At 43.2% G+C, this 19,641-nt stretch carries 16 protein-coding genes; 13 read left to right on the top strand and 3 right to left on the bottom strand.

Annotated features, from left to right (window positions below):
- Nucleotides 1-2: 2 nt before the first annotated feature.
- The 3 genes from ACT7WV_RS25500 to ACT7WV_RS25490 all read left to right on the top strand — a co-directional run bounded on the left by ACT7WV_RS25500 (nt 3) and on the right by ACT7WV_RS25490 (nt 3,249).
- On the top strand, nt 3-1,013 hold the full coding sequence (locus tag ACT7WV_RS25500) for a glycosyltransferase family 2 protein (protein WP_445105759.1): 1,011 nt from the start codon (nt 3-5) through the stop codon (nt 1,011-1,013).
- A 67-nt stretch (nt 1,014-1,080) separates the two neighbouring features.
- Nucleotides 1,081-1,662, top strand: a complete 582-nt coding sequence (locus ACT7WV_RS25495) for a serine O-acetyltransferase (RefSeq protein ID WP_445105758.1) — start codon at nt 1,081-1,083, stop codon at nt 1,660-1,662.
- Between the two features lie 450 nt (nt 1,663-2,112).
- Nucleotides 2,113-3,249 carry a glycosyltransferase family 4 protein gene (locus ACT7WV_RS25490; RefSeq protein ID WP_445105757.1) on the top strand — a complete coding sequence of 379 codons (1,137 nt, stop codon included), beginning with the start codon at nt 2,113-2,115 and terminating at the stop codon, nt 3,247-3,249.
- A gap of 165 nt (nt 3,250-3,414) precedes the next feature.
- Here ACT7WV_RS25490 and ACT7WV_RS25485 read toward each other — a convergent pair whose 3' ends face one another.
- Nucleotides 3,415-5,079, bottom strand: coding sequence for an alkaline phosphatase family protein (locus ACT7WV_RS25485; RefSeq protein ID WP_445105756.1), 1,665 nt, complete (start codon nt 5,077-5,079; stop codon nt 3,415-3,417).
- Between the two features lie 359 nt (nt 5,080-5,438).
- On the opposite strand from ACT7WV_RS25485, the gene rfbC reads away from it, so the two are divergent.
- The 8 genes from rfbC (at nt 5,439) to ACT7WV_RS25445 (ending at nt 16,198) form a co-directional block, all read left to right on the top strand.
- A complete protein-coding gene (rfbC, locus tag ACT7WV_RS25480) occupies nt 5,439-5,984 on the top strand; it encodes a dTDP-4-dehydrorhamnose 3,5-epimerase (RefSeq protein ID WP_445105755.1) in 546 nt (181 codons plus the stop codon).
- Nucleotides 5,981-6,877, top strand: coding sequence for a dTDP-4-dehydrorhamnose reductase (rfbD, locus tag ACT7WV_RS25475; protein ID WP_445105754.1), 897 nt, complete (start codon nt 5,981-5,983; stop codon nt 6,875-6,877). The genes rfbC and rfbD overlap by 4 nt, the downstream gene beginning before the upstream one ends.
- 2 nt (nt 6,878-6,879) lie before the next feature.
- Complete coding sequence (locus tag ACT7WV_RS25470; protein WP_445105753.1) at nt 6,880-7,953, top strand: glucose-1-phosphate thymidylyltransferase; 1,074 nt, start codon at nt 6,880-6,882, stop codon at nt 7,951-7,953.
- On the top strand, nt 7,950-10,709 hold the full coding sequence (locus ACT7WV_RS25465) for a non-ribosomal peptide synthetase (RefSeq protein ID WP_445105752.1): 2,760 nt from the start codon (nt 7,950-7,952) through the stop codon (nt 10,707-10,709). Before ACT7WV_RS25470 ends, ACT7WV_RS25465 begins: the two co-directional genes overlap by 4 nt.
- Nucleotides 10,710-10,794: 85 nt before the next feature.
- Nucleotides 10,795-11,925 carry a dTDP-glucose 4,6-dehydratase gene (rfbB, locus tag ACT7WV_RS25460; protein WP_445105751.1) on the top strand — a complete coding sequence of 377 codons (1,131 nt, stop codon included), beginning with the start codon at nt 10,795-10,797 and terminating at the stop codon, nt 11,923-11,925.
- A gap of 617 nt (nt 11,926-12,542) precedes the next feature.
- On the top strand, nt 12,543-14,300 hold the full coding sequence (locus tag ACT7WV_RS25455; protein WP_445105750.1) for a cellulose-binding protein: 1,758 nt from the start codon (nt 12,543-12,545) through the stop codon (nt 14,298-14,300).
- A gap of 123 nt (nt 14,301-14,423) precedes the next feature.
- The gene (locus ACT7WV_RS25450) at nt 14,424-15,428 is read left to right on the top strand and encodes a glycosyltransferase family 2 protein (RefSeq protein ID WP_445105749.1); all 1,005 of its coding nucleotides are present in this window, start codon (nt 14,424-14,426) and stop codon (nt 15,426-15,428) included.
- A 485-nt stretch (nt 15,429-15,913) separates the two neighbouring features.
- Nucleotides 15,914-16,198 carry a hypothetical protein gene (locus ACT7WV_RS25445; protein WP_445105748.1) on the top strand — a complete coding sequence of 95 codons (285 nt, stop codon included), beginning with the start codon at nt 15,914-15,916 and terminating at the stop codon, nt 16,196-16,198.
- A 357-nt stretch (nt 16,199-16,555) separates the two neighbouring features.
- Here the strand turns inward: ACT7WV_RS25445 and ACT7WV_RS25440 are convergent, their stop codons facing one another.
- Entirely contained in the window at nt 16,556-17,044 is a 489-nt protein-coding gene (locus ACT7WV_RS25440; RefSeq protein ID WP_445105747.1) for a hypothetical protein, read from the bottom strand.
- Between the two features lie 247 nt (nt 17,045-17,291).
- Here ACT7WV_RS25440 and ACT7WV_RS25435 point away from each other — a divergent pair, with 247 nt between their 5' ends.
- Both ACT7WV_RS25435 and ACT7WV_RS25430 read left to right on the top strand, forming a co-directional pair.
- Nucleotides 17,292-17,441 (top strand): hypothetical protein, encoded by a 150-nt coding sequence (locus tag ACT7WV_RS25435; RefSeq protein WP_445105746.1) that lies wholly within the window; start codon nt 17,292-17,294, stop codon nt 17,439-17,441.
- A gap of 732 nt (nt 17,442-18,173) precedes the next feature.
- A complete protein-coding gene (locus ACT7WV_RS25430) occupies nt 18,174-18,674 on the top strand; it encodes an orange carotenoid protein N-terminal domain-containing protein (protein WP_445105745.1) in 501 nt (166 codons plus the stop codon).
- Nucleotides 18,675-18,690: 16 nt separating this feature from the next.
- Here the strand turns inward: ACT7WV_RS25430 and ACT7WV_RS25425 are convergent, their stop codons facing one another.
- Nucleotides 18,691-19,572, bottom strand: coding sequence for a tyrosine-type recombinase/integrase (locus ACT7WV_RS25425; protein ID WP_445105744.1), 882 nt, complete (start codon nt 19,570-19,572; stop codon nt 18,691-18,693).
- Nucleotides 19,573-19,641 lie beyond the last annotated feature (69 nt).

The following is a 19,641-nucleotide window of genomic DNA, read 5'->3' as shown; positions in this document are numbered from 1 at the left end:
TTATGTCTAATACAGTTGAGTCAGATAACCCAACTCTCTTGCTGGTAGTAATTGTTAACTACCGAACACCTGGTCTGACAATCGACTGCCTGCACTCTTTAGTGCCTGAAGTGCAATCTTTACCCGGCACTCGTGTAGTAGTTTCTGACAATGATTCCGGTGATCAGTCAGTTGAAAAAATTAAAAGCGCGATTGATACTGAGGGCTGGAGTGACTGGGCTTCAGTCATGCCCCTAGAGTGCAACGGTGGTTTTGCTTTCGGTAACAACGCTGTGATCCGTCCGGCACTGAACTCTACCAATCCACCTCCCTATATTCTCTTGCTCAACCCAGACACAATTGTTCGCCCTGGTGCCTTAAAGCTACTGGTGGACTTTATGAACGAAAACCCAAAAGCCGGAATTGCTGGCAGCCGCCTCGAAGATCCTGATGCCACGCCGCAGTATTCCGCTTTTCGTTTCCATACAATGTTGAGTGAGTTCGATTCTGGTTTGCGTCTTGGCATAGTATCCAAGTTATTGACCAGATGGGTAATCGCGCCGCCAATTTCTGAAGAAATCTGTCAAACCGATTGGGTGGCTGGGGCCAGCATGATTGTTCGCCGCGAGGTATTTGAGACTGCTGGCTTGATGGACGAAGCCTATTTCATGTATTACGAAGAAATGGACTTTTGCCTACAAGCTAAGCGGGCTGGTTGGAGTTGTTGGTATGTACCTCAAAGTCGGGTTGTTCACTTAGTTGGGCAAAGTTCCGGTGTAACCAACACCAAGCAGCAACCAAAACGCCGACCACAATATGTTTTTGATTCAAGGCGAAGGTACTTTCTCAAAAACTATGGTTGGTTGTATGCAGCTTTAGCAGATCATGCTTGGGCTTCTGCTTTTGCTTTGTGGAGTTTACGCCGAGTGATTCAAGGCAAGTCTAGTAATGATCCGCCCAAATTATTTGCTGATTTTCTCCGTAACAGCTTTTTTCTCAAAGGCACTGCCTTAAAAACTCATAAAGTCTCTTAATCAAGCTAAAACTGGACAAGAGACTTGATATTCTTAGCAAAAATATTGAAGCCGTAATAGAGAAATTATGGTCACACAGCCAGATCTAGCATTAGATGCCAATAGATCAGAGTCTACTACTTTAGGACTCTGGCAACAGATTAAAGAAGACTGGACTGCTCACGGGCGTGATTGGACTAAGCCTGGATTTCGGGCAGTCGCAGTTCATCGCTTTGGGGTCTGGAGAATGAAGGTTGAACCCAAATTACTGCGGGCTCCTTTCAGCATACTCTACCGGTCACTGTACCGAAAAATCCGTAATACCTACGGAATTGAATTACCTTACACGGTTGAGCTTGGTCGCCGCGTGGTTATTGAACACCAAGGAGCGATCGTTATTCATGGCAATTGCTTAATTGGCGATGATAGTATTATTCGTCAAGGTGTGACGCTGGGCAATCGTTATCTAGAACGTCCGTTCGATGCTCCTAAATTGGGTTCCCGTGTCAATGTTGGTGCTGGGGCGAAAATTTTCGGCAATATCTCCATTGGAGACGACGCAAACATTGGTGCTAATGCTGTAGTTCTATCAGATATTCCTCCTGGTAAAACTGCTGTTGGCATTCCCGCTAAGATTATTGAGTCAAAAAATTCTCAAGACAAATCTTAATTAAATTAATAATTGTTTCATGCTTGCCTCTTACGACTCTTATCTAACACCGTGAGAGGTATTGCTGCTGGTTGGAAAAAGTGTTCAGTGATCCATTAGACCTCTCCATAAATTAGATCTTAGCTCAAGTAGCACAAGAGTCTCAGGTTCTTTTTCGGAGATGTCTATTTTCTTTGTGGGTATCAAAAATAACAGATAAAGGTTAAAATTACCTGGTGTCTTTTTAAGTGCTGGTAAAGCGATAACACATCGATTCAGAAGTATTGCCAGTGAAGCAGCTCTTCTACTGAGCTGCCGTAACTTGAATGAATTTTGACATCAGGCATCTACAATTTAGTTAGCTAATAGTGAACCTATCGGTTAATTTTGTCGAGAATCGCTATTTGCGCATTTTTAGACATTTCTGAACCAGCATAAGAGCACTACCAACTTTACCTGAGAAGAAAATATATGCAGGGTTTACGCATTGGATTTTTCTCTTTTCATAACTATTTAGATAAAACCGCATTTTCTGGCACTCCCTATTACATGCACAAAGCTTTGCAATCAAGGGATATTCAGTTAATTAATCTCGGATTTCCCAAGAAACCTTCTCTTTTACAAAAGATTTCCAAGAAAGCTCAGTCAAAAATTTCTTCATTAGGATTCAAATCACCAAGTCCTACTGAAAAATATAAAACTTTTGCTGAGCAAGTACAAAAACAACTTAAAAAAACAACTTGTGATGTAATTTTTGCCCCTGTGGCTTCAGGGGAATTGAGTTTCCTAGAAACCAACATTCCTATTGTTTATCTATCAGATGCCACTCCTAGCTTAATCAATGAGTGTTACAAAAATTACTCTGATTCAGAAGAATTTGCTATTCATAAGAAACAGGAATTGACCGCTATAAAAAAAGCCCAAAAATTAGTTTATTCCTCAAACTGGGCAGCTAATTCTGCTATTCATGACTATCAAGCAGAACCGGACAAAATTGAAGTAATTCCCTTCGGAGCTAACTTAGACAGTGTTCCTTTGATTGATGAGATATCCTCAAAATTTAATGAGTCTCACTGTCGTTTACTGTTTGTTGGTGTAGATTGGCATCGCAAAGGTGGAATTATTGCCTTGGAAACGCTTATTTCTCTACTCAACCAAGGAATTGATGCTGAATTATTTGTAGTAGGCTGTGTACCACCAGATGAGATTAAACATGAGAGATTAACAGTTATTCCTTTTTTAAATAAGAATATTCCTCAGCAACAAGATGAGCTAAATAAGTCATTTTTACAGTCGCATTTTCTCTTATTCCCCACTCGTGCTGATTGTTCTCCCATTGCAATTTGTGAAGCGAATGCTTTTGGTTTACCTGTCATCGCAACTGAAACAGGTGGAATTCCTACAATTATTAATAACGGAAAAAATGGCTATATGTTACCCATGTCTGCTTCAGGCGATGATTATGCTAGTTTAATAGTAAAAAACTTATATGATCAAACCTCTTATCAACAATTAATACTCTCTTCTAGAGAGGAATACGAGACACGTCTCAACTGGAATAAGTGGGCAAAAAGCTTACACCAAGTCATGATCAGCATGTTTAACTGATAGCAGCTCCAGCAATCTTACAGATCTACAGCTAAACTTTGGTTCACTTATCTAGACGAGTTAGTTAACCCCACCGGAGTCTTCGTTCTGGTGGGGTATCCGGAAGAGAATCTAACCGATTACAAAGTTTGCAGTTCCCTGCTTTCTGGAGTTGTTGAATAGAAATCAAAGATGTGCAAGCTCTGTCTCTAAAATTCGCAGTGGTTTACCCTCTAAGTGTTTAGGAATTGGTACATCCATCAATTTCAAAATCGTGGGCGGAATATCAAGAGCATGACCCGTGGGTAAGTTGACATTGCTGGCAACACCTAAACCTGAGGCGATGAGAAATCCTTCAGGACGATGGCTCCCGGAACGATAATGGGGTACAGGACCAATACGTCCTAACTCTGGACTTTCAACTACATCTGTCGCATACTCTTCTTGCCAGACAATGACTAAGTCTGCATCAGGCAGCTTGGGATCATTATCAGTTGGGAACTGCCGTGTCCGTATGATGTCCTTAGCCATAGGTATACCTGTGCGTGCATCTTTAAGAGCGCGAAGCTTCTCAATCAGCTCATCACAAAAGGCATTGTATTCAGATTGCGGCACAATTCCTTGAGGTTCTCGTCCCTGGAGATTAATCCGGATATAACCTTCCGCAAAAGAAGGTAGAGCAAATGCTTTCATGTAGGGCCAAAGCGGTGTGTACCAATTAGCTGGCTGAAAAGGCACCACATCTGTTTGCTTGCTTAGTTTAAAGGGAGAGATTAAATCAGGTTTTTGGGAGGACTCTAAAAATGGCTCTATTAGTTGGAAAAGTCTAGTAGGAGTTTCTCGTCTTAAAAATCTTCTGATGGGATTAGGGTCATACTTAGTACCCCAAAGATGTCGCTCCCAGTAGTTCCATTTCATTTTGGTTATTGGCGGTTCCAGGGGAGTTCCCAACTCACCATTAGCCAGTCCAAATTTTCCTGGAAAACTAAGACGGTAAAGAAATTCAGGTAGGAAGGTAGTACTAGGCAAATCCATGGTGTTTGGCCCCATACCGTGAGCCGAAAAGATGACAACACGGGCATCCTTTGGTGCCTTCGCCAAAATCTCACCAATAGCTTGATCAATTGCTTGGAAGACTGCCAGCATTGGATCACTTGAGACCTGAGGACTTAACATCTCATAAAGAGGATGATCTGCCTGACTCAATTGCCAAAAGTTGTGACCAGCTGCATGGGCTTCACCAAATACCGTCAAAAATAAGTCCCATGGCTCCCTTGTTAGTAGATCTTGACAGATGGCAGAACGACGGGAGATACCTGTTTCCAGAACTTGCTGTAGGTGACAGGTTGTTTTCAAATCCAGGCACACTGCATAGTCCTTGTGTAGACCTGGATGTACTCCATGCTTGTCAACTAGTTCTTGAAAGAGAGAGGCTGGTAAAGATTCGCTGGGAACTTGTGGAGAATGAGCTCCCCAAGCCGCAACCTGCGGCCCATTTACTTTTGGGGTGAGTCGAACTTGAGGTAGGTCAAAAGCTGCCACCCGATACCCTTCACCCAGCGCATAAAACGGAGGGTATTCAGCGTACTCATAGGCGGCACGCGTTTCAACCTGATAAGAACCTTCGCGCAACTTTAGTGGTGACCAATAACCAGTTTTTTGCGGTTGGCAGCCAGTGGCAAACGTTGTCCAGGGTGTTTCTGCACTGAAAGCTTCAAAGTTTTTCAGGCGTCCATAAGTTCCCTGCTCACGCAGGCGGCACATATTTTTTAGGTATCCTTGAGACATCCATTTTTCGAGTACAGATGGCTCAGCTGCATCCAGTCCAATTGCAATAACAGGAGTTTTCATTTATATCTTTTTAGTGTTAACTTTGGAGAAATAACCTACAACCCAATCAGGGGCATTGCTGAGGCTCATGATGCTTTGGCTATTTAGTAGTATGTTTCTTTCTAATCCAATGCATCTTGATCGTATATATTTATCTTCTGATGAACAAAAAATCATCAGTAGATCTACGATGCTATTCATTATTTATTAATGGGTGTTATTTAACATAACACGCAGTTATTTCTATCTTTTTAGGAAAGCAGCAAAACTTTGGCATCTTTACTAAATTTTTACATTGCCGCTAGTTTGTAAAGTTTTAGAGCCTGACTAACTAGATAAATATATTTCTTAGCATGAGCGGTGGTAAATGAGAGAGTCTAATGAATATTATTCAGAGTGAAATTCCTGAAGTTTTGATTATTGAACCCCGAGTTTTTGGGGATGACCGTGGTTTTTTCTACGAAAGCTACAACCAAAAAGCTTTTACTGAAAAAGCCGGTGTAGCTAATGATTTTGTCCAAGATAATCACTCCCGTTCAGTGCAAAATGTCCTGCGGGGTTTGCATTATCAGATTCAGCAACCTCAAGGTAAGTTAGTACGGGCAATTGTTGGGACTGTATTTGATGTTGCTGTAGACATCAGAAAAAGTTCTCCCACCTTTGGTCAATCAGTTGGCTGCCTCCTCAGTGCTGAGAATAAGCGAATGTTTTGGGTACCACCAGGATTTGCCCACGGCTTTTTAGTTGTTTCGGAAGTGGCAGAAGTACTTTACAAAGCCACCGATTACTATGCTCCCCAGCATGAGCGAAGCTTACTCTGGAATGACCCAGATTTAGCGATCGCTTGGCCCCTGACCACAGAGCCCATATTGTCTACTAAAGATCAAGCTGCTCAGTCACTCAAGACAGCTGAGGTCTACTCATGAAGCGCATCTTACTAACTGGTGCTGCTGGACAACTAGGTCAGGAACTGCAAGAAACTCTAACTCCTCTGGGGGAGGTAACTAGTGTTGACCGCCGGACTTTAGATTTAGCCCAACCCGACAAAATTCGTCAAGTCATCGGCGAAGTCAAACCAGATCTAATAGTTAATGCGGCTGCTTATACAGCGGTTGACAAAGCAGAAACGGAAACTGAACTGGCAAAATCAATTAACGCCACAGCTCCCACGATCATGGCAGAAGAAACTCAGCGGCTGGGAGCTGCCTTGATACATATTTCCACAGACTATGTATTTGATGGTCAGAAAAACACCCCCTACACAGAGGAAGATACCCCCAATCCAATTAATACCTATGGCCAATCCAAGCTACTAGGAGAGGAGGGGATTCAGAGAAGCTGTGAGCGCCACCTGATTCTTAGAACTGCCTGGGTTTATGGCGTTTACGGTAAGGGTAACTTCGTCAAAACCATGCTGCGCGTTGGAGCTGAGCGCGAAGAGCTGCGTGTCGTGGTTGACCAGGTGGGAACCCCTTCCTGGACTGGAGATCTGGCCCAAGCGATCATCCAACTGTTGCCCCAAATCAACCCAGAACCGGGGAGATTGCCTCTGAGAGGTATCTATCACTTTACCAATAGTGGCGCAATTAGTTGGTATGATTTCGCCGTGGCTATCTTTGAGGAAGCCCAACAACTAGGCTTCCCTTTGAAAGTGCGCCGTGTTGTACCAATTACGACGCTTGAATATCCCACACCAGCACCACGTCCAGCCTATTCAGTACTCTCGCGCCAGAAGATATCAACAGCTTTGGGAAACCATCCTCCCCATTGGCGTTCCGGACTCCGGCAAATGCTTAGACAACTTTACTCTCAAAAATAATTATGAAAGCACTTATCCTCTCGGGTGGCAAAGGAACACGTCTGCGACCCTTGACCTATACGGGTGCCAAGCAATTGGTTCCTGTTGCCAACAAGCCAATTCTCTGGTACGGAATTGAAGCAATTGTTGCCGCTGGCATCACAGATATCGGTATTATCATCAGTCCAGAAACTGGGGAAGAAATCAAAGCCAAAACCGGCAACGGCGATCGCTTTGGTGCCAAAATCACCTACATTCTTCAAGACAAACCAGCAGGACTAGCTCACGCAGTAAAAGTGGCTCAGCCATTTCTGGAAGATGCACCGTTTTTGATGTATCTGGGAGATAACCTGGTTGAGAGTGACCTGCGTCTATTTATCGAACAATTTAAAGAACGCTCCCTAGATGCCTTGACACTACTGTGCGCAGTTCCCAATCCCAGTGCTTTTGGAGTTGCTAAGATTGACGAAGATGGGCGAGTATTGCAGCTATTAGAAAAACCCAAAATTCCCCCTTCTAATCTGGCACTAGTGGGAATTTACCTATTTTCTAATCATGTCCATCACGCCATTGCTAATATTCAACCTTCTCCTCGAGGCGAACTAGAAATTACTGATGCGATTCAGTTCCTAATTGATCAACCCAAAAAAGTTGAAGCTCGTCAACTCGAAGGTTGGTGGTTAGACACTGGTAAAAAAGACGACCTTTTAGAAGCCAACCGGATTATTCTAGATACTCGTCTAGCAGCCGCAGTTGAGGGTGAAGTTGACTCTAAAAGTCAGGTAATTGGACGGGTACAAATTGGTCCTGGGTCTCGGATTGTCAATTGTACAATTCGAGGTCCAGTCACTATTGGCAACGACTGCTACCTAGAAAACTGCTTTATTGGTCCTTACAGTAGCGTGGCGAACCAAGTAACTCTAATTGATGCCGACCTTGAGCATAGTGTGATTTTACAAGGTGCAAAAATTATCGGCATTCAGCAGCGAATTGTTGACAGCGTGGTGGGACAACGTGCTGAGCTGAAAGTAGCTCCCCAACGTCCTAAAGCTTTACGTTTCCTCATCGGTGATGATTCGCAAATTGAGCTGGCGTGACCGATTTACTAGTTTTTGCTCAGGATAACAGATCTACAGAAACAATTAAAAACGATGGATCTACCAAAAATATTCAGAATTTCCTATTGGATATTGCCTATATGCATCAGCTTTTTGAGTTGCAGGCCGAGGTTACCCCAGACGCGGTCGCATTAGTATTTGAAAATCAGCAGTTAACTTATCAAAAACTCAACGCTAAGGCGAACCAGCTAGCTAACTATCTCAAAAAGCGCGGCGTAGACTCTGAGGTATTGATAGGAATCTGCGCCGAACGCTCCCTAGAGATGGTGGTGGGAATTTTGGGCATCCTCAAGGCAGGTGGAGCCTACGTTCCCCTAGATCCAACCTATCCCCAAGAGCGTCTTGCTTACATTCTCGAAGAAACCCAAGTACCACTCCTGTTAACTCAGAGCCATCTTGTCAAAGAACTTCCCCAACAGGAGATACCCCTACTCTGCCTAGATACAGATTGGGAAACTATTGCTCAAGAGAGCGAAGAACCCCCCAAAAGCGAAGTGAGACCAGACAACCTCGCCTACGTAATGTATACCTCTGGTTCGACCGGCAGACCAAAAGGGGTGCAAATGCCCCGTGCCAATGTCAAGTGCTATATTGAGGCACTCAGCCAAGTTTTACCAATTCAGGCTGATGATGTCTATCTCCACACAGCTTCTTTCTCATTTTCTTCCTCAGTGAGGCAGTTAATGCTGCCTCTGTCCCGGGGAGCGCAAGTACTGATTGCCAGTAGCGAACAAACCAAAAATCCCCTGAGTCTGTTCGAGCAGATCCAAACTCAGGGGGTCACTGTTTCTGATGGGGTTTCTTCAGTTTGGCGCTATGGACTTCAAGCTTTAGACAATTTGGATAAAGCACGTACCGATGCTCTACTCCAGTCGAAACTGCGATTTATCGTTTTGTCTGGTGAAATCACACCCTGTCAACTGCACCAAAAACTGCGCCACCTGTTTCAAGGCAAAGTGCGCTTTTTTAATGTCTACGGTCAAACAGAAACCATTGGCAACTGTGCCTATGCTGTGCCAGAAGAGTTTAACCAGGAAAAGGGATATCTACCCGTAGGCTATCCCTATCCCCATAACCAAGCCTATATTCTCGACGAGCATCTCCAACCAGTACCAGCAGGAGAAGTAGGGGAACTGCATATGACGGGTGGTTGTCTGGCTCGTGGCTATCTCAACCTTCCTGAACTCAATGCCGAAAAGTTTATTGCCAATCCTTTTATCGAGGAAGGCTCTCTTGAATCCGAGTCAACTCAACGACTCTTCAAAACTGGCGACTTAGCTCGTTACTTGCCAGATGGCAGCCTAGAAATCCTCAGTCGTGTTGACTTCCAAGTAAAGATCCGGGGGATGCGAGTTGAACTTGGGGAAATCGAGTCTTTTCTAGAACAATACCCCAGTGTTAAGCAAGCTGTCGTCACAGCCAGAGAGAGCATACCTGGGGAGAAGCGCCTTGTAGCTTATCTAGTGCCTCGGTTACCTTCCGATGAAATCAAGCAAACCACATTATCTAAGAAACTTCGCAACTTCCTAGCCGAGAAGCTGCCAGACTACATGATACCTTCTGCCTTCGTGCTCCTGGATACCTTACCCCTAACGCCGAATGGTAAATTAGATCGCCTCTCTTTACCAGAACCTCACCAGAAACATTCTGAGGAAAAGCGAGCATCTGTAGCTCCCCAGGACGGTTTGGAAGTTCAATTGACGCAGATTTGGGAAAAGCTCTTAGGCATGCATTCCGTTAGCGTCCAAGACAATTTCTTTGAATTAGGAGGACACTCTCTCCTAGCCGCGCAACTTTTCAGTGAAGTTGAGCAAATATCTGGCAAAAAATTGTCTCTGGCTGCCCTCTCACAAGCACCAACGATTAGTCAATTAGCCAGCCTCCTAGCTCAGGAAGAAGATTTAGCACCAGCCTCTACTCTGTTGCAGATTCAACGAGGCGGTTCCAGAGTGCCTCTGTTCGCCGTCCATGTGCTTGGCGATGGCTTTCACTTCTACCGACCCCTGATCAGTCATTTAGGTCCAGAGCAACCTGTCTACGGACTAGCATCACAGAGCATGGGATTAACACAGCCTTTCTTCAATCGAATTGAGGATATGGCGGCTCAATACATCAAAGACATGCGCAGCTTCAAACCTGAAGGTCCTTATTGTCTAGCTGGCGTATCTTTTGGGGGTTTAGTAGCCTATGAGATGGCTCAGCAGCTCTCAGCGCAAGGTCACAAAGTTGCTCTCCTGTGCTTATTTGATACACCAGGACCAGATTTTAGCAAATCATTATCAATCCCCGAACGGTTTTTTGGTCACTTAATTAACTTTTTATTTCGGGGACCTTCCTACTTTCTTGATAAGCTAAAAAATCCTGCCCATAATCCTCAAAAAATACTCGAAGCGAATTACGGTAAGTCTAACTTAGAGAATCATTCCCTCTCATCTAACGACCAACGTCGCTTAGAAATTTTAAAGGAAAACCAAGAGGCAAAGAGAAACTATGTCGTGCAACCCTATTCAGGCAGACTGAGTATTTTCAGGTCTCTAGACCATCCTGACAATTTAAACTATTACAAATTTCTTGATCCTAAATTGGGCTGGGAGAGATTAGCTGTTGGAGGATTAGATGTCTTTGATATTCCAGGTGACCACCTGGGCATCTTACAAGCACCCCATGTGCAATTCCTGGCAGAAAAAATTAAGGGTTGTTTAGATAAGGTACAGGCAAATGATCTAGTTCATTAGTCCACTAAACTCAGTTTATTGACTCTTGGCTTAGGAAAATTTTTGATGTCAACTATTAAATTGAACTAGTTTTAGCGGTAAAAACATGACATTTTCTCAACAAGAACAGCAAATATCAAGAGAACCGCGCCGTTTACTGATTACGGGTGGTGCCGGATTTATTGGCTCAAATTTTGTCCATCACTGGTGTGAAAACTACCCTGATGACCGCGTAGTCGTACTCGATGCTCTCACCTATGCCGGTAACCGTCAAAATTTGGCAGATTTAGCAGAACGAGAAAATTTCCGGTTTGTCCAGGGAGATATCTGCAATCGTCCCTTGATAGATGCTTTACTCCGGGAAGAAGCGATTAACACAGTGGCTCACTTTGCTGCGGAATCCCACGTTGACCGCTCGATTTTGGGACCTGATGCGTTCATCAGTACCAATGTTGTCGGTACCTTCACACTCTTGGATAGCTTTCGGCATCACTGGGAGAATCAGGGGCAACTAGATGGCGATAACTCCTCGGAAAATCGTTCCAATTATCGCTTTCTCCATGTTTCCACAGATGAAGTCTATGGTAGTCTTAGCTCTCTTGATCACCCCTTTACCGAAACTACGCCCTACGCTCCTAATAGTCCTTACTCGGCTTCTAAAGCTGGCAGCGATCATCTAGCACGAGCTTACTATCATACCTATGGCTTGCCTACCATAATCACTAATTGCTCTAATAACTACGGGCCATACCACTTCCCGGAAAAATTGATTCCCCTGATGTGTATCAACATCTTGCTGGGCAAACCACTACCAGTATATGGGGATGGACAAAACATTCGGGATTGGCTGTATGTTGGAGATCATTGCCATGCTCTAGATGTAGTGATTAACAAAGGCCAACCAGGCGAAACCTACAACATTGGTGGCAATAACGAAGTCAAAAATATCGACCTCGTGCACCAAATTTGCGAACTAATGAATGAGTTAGCACCGGATTTACCTGTGCGTCCGGCTGAAGAACTAATTACTTTTGTCAAAGACCGACCTGGACATGACCGCCGCTATGCTATTGATGCTACCAAAATCAGAACTGAACTGGGTTGGGTTCCAGCAGAAACGGTAGAAGGAGGACTCCGTCGTACAATTGAGTGGTATTTGACTCACCGTGATTGGTGGCAACCCTTGCTATCGGATGAGTATCAAGCTTACTACAATAAAGTCTACGCAAATGCCTAGACAGAGTCGGTTATAGTGCCAAAAAGCAGAGGTAAATATTCTCAGCCTTTTGTTTTTTGCAGTTTAGCCCCAATAGCAACTCTATCTCTTTCTCTATCCCCTCGAAGAAAATCTAGAGGAGAATACTTGAGTTTTTAGTTCTTAATGGGTAATGCTCTCACTCCCAAAAGAACTTGCTGGAGATCGGGAGCATCCAGTTTCGGCGGATATATTTTTTTTAGACAAACAATACTATTGGCTTTCCGTCGCCAACAATTATGTTTCTTTCAAAACTGGATGCTCCCTTGAGATCTCAACAGAGAAAAGCTAATATTGATTACTTAGATTGAGTTAATACAACCTTAGTCCTCTTTGATCACTCTCGGATAAATTGACGATTTTTCGAGGATACAGCCCACGAAGATTCCAGATTTTTCCCCAAAGTGACGCAAGAGGATTAAGCTGACGATTTAACGAGGGGTCAGCTTACTTTATTTAGAAAAATCAAGATATCTTAAATAAAGTAAGCTTGTCATAACAATTTTTAAGAAAATATCTGAGAGCTAGCCAAATCAAACTGATAAATAAACATATCAATCAATTTGCCTGAAGATGATTGACTTTATTAGATGAAGTTTATGAAACTCCGATTTTGGAAATTCAAAAATCAAAAAAGCTCAAATTTATTTAATTTAGCTACTCTTTTCTGTATCGGCTTAACCTTAGTTTTGATAGCTTGTGGTTCAACATCGCCAAATAATCAATCCACAAGTTTAAAAACAGAAGCCACTACATTAACTGAGAATAATACTAATACAGCACAATCTAATAATACTAAATCTTCTGCTTTAGGCACTAATCTAAGTGGTGTTAGAGACTGGTCAACAGAAATGCCATTTTTAGATGCCTTTAAATCTTCTAGAAAATGGATTACTCAATGCGCCTCTGAAGAACCAGGATGTAATAGTTCTTGGGATACTCATGAAGAAGACAAATTAGACTTGGACGAATCTGGTTGGGTTAAGTCTTTGCCAGCTCCGGAAAACTCTCTTGAGTACACTCGTGTCGGTACACTACTACTTAGAGGAGTAGATCCTTATCCTTCAGGGAAGTATGTGGTTCTCTATGAGGGAGAAGGCACAATAGAATATAAATTTGATGCTCAAAAAGACGAAGCAGCGTCGCAGCCGGGGAGGGATGTAATTAATGTCAATCCCTCGCCCAATGGTATACATCTAATTATTGCCTCTACTGACCCGAATAAAACTGGTAATTATCTTCGCAATATTCGTGTTGTTCTAGCCAAAAATGAAGATAGTTACCAATCCCAAATATTTAATCCTAAATTTATCGACAAAATCAAAAAATTTAGTGCTGTTCGCTTCATGGACTGGATGGACACAAATAACTCTTTACAAAGTGAATGGGCAAATAGACCAAAAGTAGAAGATGCCTCCTATGGTTACGAAAAAGGCGTACCCATAGAAATTATGGTGGCACTAGCCAATCGTCTCAAGGTTGACCCTTGGTTTAATATACCGCACAGGGCAACTGATGAATATATAACTAACTTTGCTCGGCTAGTAAAAGAGAAGTTAGATCCAAATTTAACTATCTACTTAGAGTACTCCAATGAAGTCTGGAATCCTCAGTTTAAGCAATTCCATTGGCTTAAAGAAAACGGTCTTATTTCTAAAGCTTCACCCTACCAATCCTACGGTGTAAGAACTGCTCAAATATGCGACAGTTGGAAAAGCGTATTTGAGCAGGAAAGTAAACGAATCAAGTGCGTTATGGGAACTCAGACAGTTAACCCTTGGGTAGCCCAGCAAGCTTTAAATTGTGATCAATGGCAAGAATCTCCTTGCTATAAGCACGGTATTGACGCTCTAGCAATAGCCAGCTACTTTGCTGGAGGACTAGGTAGACCAGAATATGAAAGTGCTATAGATTCCTGGCTAAATAATCCCAAAGTTGATGAATTTGAACAAGGCATAACCCAACTAAAAAATGGCAGTGTATTTGGTAAAGAAGAGTACAGTGTCAAAGGTTTAAAACCACTTTTTGAAGATTATTCAAAAATAGCTCAAGACAAAGGTTTAGAATTAGTAGTTTACGAAGGTGGCACCCATGTTGTGGGTAGAGGAGGAGTGGAAAATAATGAGAAACTTACCGAATTTTTTATAAAATTACATAGAAAGCCAGAACTTTACGATATCTATACCGAGATGTTAGAGGCTTGGAAAAGTTCTCAAGGAACGCGTACTTTATTCATGCATTTCACAGACATCGGTAAACCCAGTAAATGGGGAAGTTGGGGTGCATTAGAACATGTGGAGCAAGACGGTTCCCCTAGATATGATGCCTTAATAGACTTCATTGACAAAAATGCCTGAGCTGAAAAATGCTTGAGCGTGGGTAAGTTCAACCAGAGTCACATTCAAGAGTGAGTCTGTTAAACCAGTAAAGACATTCCAGTCAGAAAAATTCTCTCAGTTGTTGAATTCAAGAGGTAAAGTTTGAAGCAAGTTGGATTGGTTGTCATCGGACGAAATGAAGGTCAACGCCTGCGCCAATGTCTGCTTTCAGTAATTGGCAAGGTAGCCCATATTGTATACGTAGACTCGGGCTCAACAGATGGCAGTGTAGAGATGGCTCGGTCGCTGGGGGTAGAGGTGGTTGAACTTGACCTATCTATACCCTTTACAGCAGCTCGCGCTAGGAACGAAGGATTTGCCCAGCTGCTGCAAACGAATGCTCAGATTGAATTTGTACAATTTGTTGACGGTGACTGCGAGGTAGTTGAGGGATGGCTGGAACATGCGCAACGGGAACTCGCAACCAGTCCCAGCGTTGCTGTAGTCTGTGGTCGCCGACGAGAGCGCTTCCCTGAACAATCTATCTACAACAAATTGTGCGATATCGAGTGGGATACACCAGTCGGAGAAGCAACAGCTTGTGGTGGTGACTCGATGATGCGCGTAGCAGCCTTCCAGCAAGTTGAGGGATTCAATCCGACACTGATTGCTGGTGAAGAACCAGAATTGTGCGTCAGACTACGTCAGCAGAGTTGGAAGATTCTACGCCTCGATGCAGAGATGACGCTGCACGATGCCCAAATGACCAAGTTTGGTCAGTGGTGGAAGCGATTTTTAAGATCTGGTCATGCTTATGCTGAGGGTTCCTGGTTACATGGTCGCAGTCCGGAACGGCATTGGGTAAAAGAGAGCCGAAGTATCTGGCTTTGGGGGTTAGTCATACCACTGTTGGCGTTGGGAATGGCATGGCCTACTAGAGGCTGGAGTCTGTTACTTTTGCTTGGCTATCTTTTAATGACCTATCGTATCTCTAGTTATTTACGGCAGCAAGGTCTTGTCTCCAAAGAGGCTTGGCTTTATGCACTGTCTTGTGTGGTGGGTAAATTTCCTCAGTTACAGGGTCAAATGCAGTTTCACTTCACCAGATTTTTAGGACAACGTAGCAACTTGGTTGAGTACAAAACAGCAGTTCCCAGCGCTAAATAGCAGTTGGGAGAATTTGGGAGTAAGAAACTGTTTTCTCTAGCGAGAGTTAAGCTGGCTATGCAACTCGCGGTAATACGTCATAGCGAGAGAAGTATGTCAATGAGCTAGAAATTCTCAAACCCTACCCATTTCGTTGAGTTATAGGTATTTCGTATCGGTAAAATAATTAACTACTAAGATCTTGCCAAGTTTTTTACTTTCTCTGATTAAGCTTGACGTAGATGAATTAGTAATTTGTTACATTTCTAGTATTACATTTCTAGGAGATAGGCGCAGCTCAATACAGCTAGGTAAACAAATATAAAAATCCTCAATTGACTACTGAGCCTAGGTTGAGACCTACTTCACAAAAACCTCACATCTTTATGTTTAGCTATTTTGTCTACCTACTTGGTAGACGTTTGCTTTTCTTAAAACTTTGGCAACTATAATAAGAAAATTTTCCCAAATCGCTGAGCATTTTCTGTCATAGGAAAAGGAAAAACATGAAAAATATCTACCATAAACCGAATATTATCTCCCTTCCTTACACATCAAGTAAGCTGCTGAGCTTCAGAGTTGAGGAAGCGAGACAGGGAAAAATAATGCTGTCTGACAGAGATATTGCTTTACAGTGCCAAATTCGTGGTATCACTTACACTTTAACTCGTGAACATTTAAATACCCTCAGTGAGAGCCAGCGAAACGACTTGTACCGTCATTTAGGAGTTAACAGCAACCTTTGGCAGTTGACAGTAACAAGAGCATCTCAAGTAAAGGCGGGTATTTGATGGCATAATTCTGGGGATATTAGGTCACCTAGAGAAAAAAATACCACCAGCTATCTACTATCAATTGGCGTAGACACAATTTACCGATTTAAATTACCTGTATTCATGATGTAGCTAAAAAAACTGCTTATTGAATAGGTAAATTATGTCTTTGCAACTATTATAGTAAGGCTGCTGGTGGATTTATTAATTGGTTACGTTACTAAGTTAACCTGTAATAAAGTTTAGGTACTTCAGTGGAATTACGGAATCACTAGCTTGAATTAAGTTGAGTTATTATGCTATCTAACTCCCTCTTTTTTTAAAAGGAAGTTTTTCCAGGAAAAAATGACCCACTGCTGGGCGGGTTATGCTCTGTCACTCCCAGTTAGTGACGAACTGCCTGAGGATTTCTCGTCCCCCCTGAAGCACTACCAAAACATCTCCTTTGGTAGTACCACGAGTGAGTAAGTATCTCACATTGCCATTTCTGGCTTCAAAGGCACTGCCGTCGGCTTCATAGCTGTAAAGGGGCAAGCGAATTGAATCTCCGGTGCGTTTGTTTGTACCCACGTAGGTGTTGGGCAAATCACCACCACAGATGTTGAGCCAAAAGTCTTGCGTTTCTGCAACAACAAATAAGCTTTCTGTTGGTCGGCAATAATTTCGGCTCTGAGCCATAGCAATCGAGCGAGATGGCTGATTAATCGTTTGTGTACTCTTATATTCAGCCGCTTCAAACTTTAAAGTGTTCTTTGTTGCTTCGAGGGCCCCCACTTGAGGAGCGAGTAATGAAGACGCGCTCACTAGAGCAATTCCCACGAGAGTTAGAAGTGTTTGCTTTTTGATTGGATTGACTGTGGGCATGGTTTGCTTCCTGTATTGAATGTCCTGATGATGTATTCAAATGCAGCTGAGAACATTCCGGGTTGAGGAAGTACCCAAAGGGGGTGATTTTTACTTGAGAAACAGAAATCAATTCGTTGCACAGGGAAAAGGAGAACGTCAAAATGACAATTCTCGATTTTTCCGGATGCAGTCTCTGAATTGCTGTAAAAGGAAAAGGTAGATGCACCCTGATTCTTGCCCTCGGCTTCCAGCTGAGGGTTTTTTAATGGGATTGCCCAAGGGCAGTGACGAAGCCAATCATCCTTTGAGGTGCTTGAGACGATTAACTAGACATCTTCCCTCACTAACCTTGGCAGCGGTTGTCAACACGAAGAACACATCAGTTCAGGAGGATCCTGAACCCTGGACGAACTGAACCCCTTATATCCTAGCCGTGGGGATGTCAACAAACTGGACTCAACTTGCATTTGAGCATAAAAAAGCCCCGAAGGAAGACTGGGGCCAACCAATGCTGATTAGAGTATGAGATTCACTCTAGTAATGTTTACACCATTGTGATGAGTGGGGACTGAGGGGAGGTTCACTCCCTCCACTAACTGCGACTTAAAGCTACAAAGCAACAATTCGAATTAAATCCGGCTTCTTTTACCCTAAGTATAACTCCCTAGTATAAGCATTAATAATAGGTATTTGATTTTCTGATTAAAATCTCTTGAATGTCAGGAGGTTTCTTTGCTAATTTAAATTCAGGTAATTTCAAGGAAAAACAACCATGTTGGCATTAGTAATAGTCACAACCAGTGGCTGGCTTCTTGCCTGAATAAGAAGCTCTTGGACTTACTTTATCCGGTAAAACTGGAGCAAATTTGGTTCCTTTTTTTATAGCTTGTATAAATCTTGTATAAATAATGATGCTTGTACAATTTTGTGTGAACAACGAGCAACTAAGTTAGAATTTCGGCCAATAGGTGGATTATTTAAGAGAGGTAAAACTTACATGATGTTAGAGGAGAGTAACTAGGTGGTATATTTAGCTCTGACTATGCTCAACATTGCTAATTTTCCTGAAGCCATTAACAGAAAATACTAAAATCCCTCCATTCTAAAAAACTCTACATCTTGTAAACTGTGTTCAGGTTAACAAAACATGAATTTCACCACTGACAAAGCTACCACTTCAACAGTTGACCTAACGCCAGCCGTGCAGGAAGCCGTAGCTGCATTCAAATGCCTTGCGGTTGATGAGCAACTGGGTCTGTTGTGGATGATTCATCAAAACTTGGGCAGCTCCATCAATTCGGTTTCTACTGGCACAGCAAGACTTTTTTTAACTCAAGGGTTGCTGTATCGCATTAAGCAAATGTCTAATACTGAGCAGTTGCGAGTGATGCGCGACCTGGTGACAGGGGTGGATACTCCTATCACTCGTCAGTACGGAATATTGAGTGATAGCACCAAGCTGGTTTTTTGGTATCAGTTGTTTGAGTGGATGTATACAGGCGAGTTTGTTACTGTAGCAACTGCCTATCAGCTATCGGACTTTGCAGCAAAACTATTGAAACACTTTGCCTCATTAGACTTAGAGCAGCAGATGGCGGTTGTCTGCCAACTGGTTACAGACATGGGCGTTAATCCCTTAGTAGCTTAGATGTAAGTAACCTATTTCAGCTAGACCCTGGTAGGTACAGAGCGCTACTGTCGGAAGGTATGGCGTGGGCATACCTCGAAGTTGTGACCAGGGAGGCATGCCCCAGTGTTACCTGTACAAGCTGCGGTGCTGCCCCACGATTCAAAGCATGGGAAGCGTGAGAGTGGCGGAACCAGTGAGGACTAACATTTTCAATCCCAGCTCTGTTCCCGGCGTCTTTGACTATTTTCCTAATCTGTCTTACTTGCAACCCTTTGCCCTGCTTCCGGCTGACGAACACTGGCTCGTCAGCACGAGCGCTCCCCCGAAGCTTGAGTAGTTGTTGGTAAAGGTCTGTAGGCAATCCAACTACTCGTGTTTCTTGACCTTTGCCGTGGAGGGTAACTTGGCCGCGAGAGCCAACTGCTTTCAAATCTCGCCAAGTTAAACCCCCTACTTCTGAGACCCTAGCAGCAGAGTAATAGAGAAAGCTCAGTAGTAGCTTGTTACGAAAATTTGGTTCTAGAGCGATGAGCGTCATGGTCTCCATTTCGTTCATGATTCGCTCAGCCAAAGTGTTTTTGACTTTAGGCGTCTTGAGCCGGTTTCCCACATTAAAAGTCAGATAACCCAATTCATAGCCAAAACTCAACAGGGACTTGAGAGCCGATAGCCGTCGGTTTTGAGTGGCAAGAGCTTTTCCCTGCTTTGATAAAGCCGTGGCGAAGGCTTGGACATCATTGAGCGTTACCGTCTGCAGAGATTTGAGTTCGATAAACTCAAGGAAGCACTCAATATCGTTACTGTAAGCCCTCTGAGTTTTGCTACTTTTGTCATGTAGCCACAAGTCGATGAGTTGTTGGTCGTTGGCGACGTCCGCCATCTGTTGCAGAGGAGGGGTGACTGGGTGTGATAACATAATCTGGGAATTGAATAAATGTTTTTTGGTAAAGCACCTATATTGTTTTAGGCGGCAAGCATCTTACTA

This window comes from Symploca atlantica LB2515, assembly GCF_052546295.1.
The sequence above is the reverse complement of the archived record's forward strand: the minus strand, read 5'-3'. Positions and strand labels throughout refer to the sequence as shown.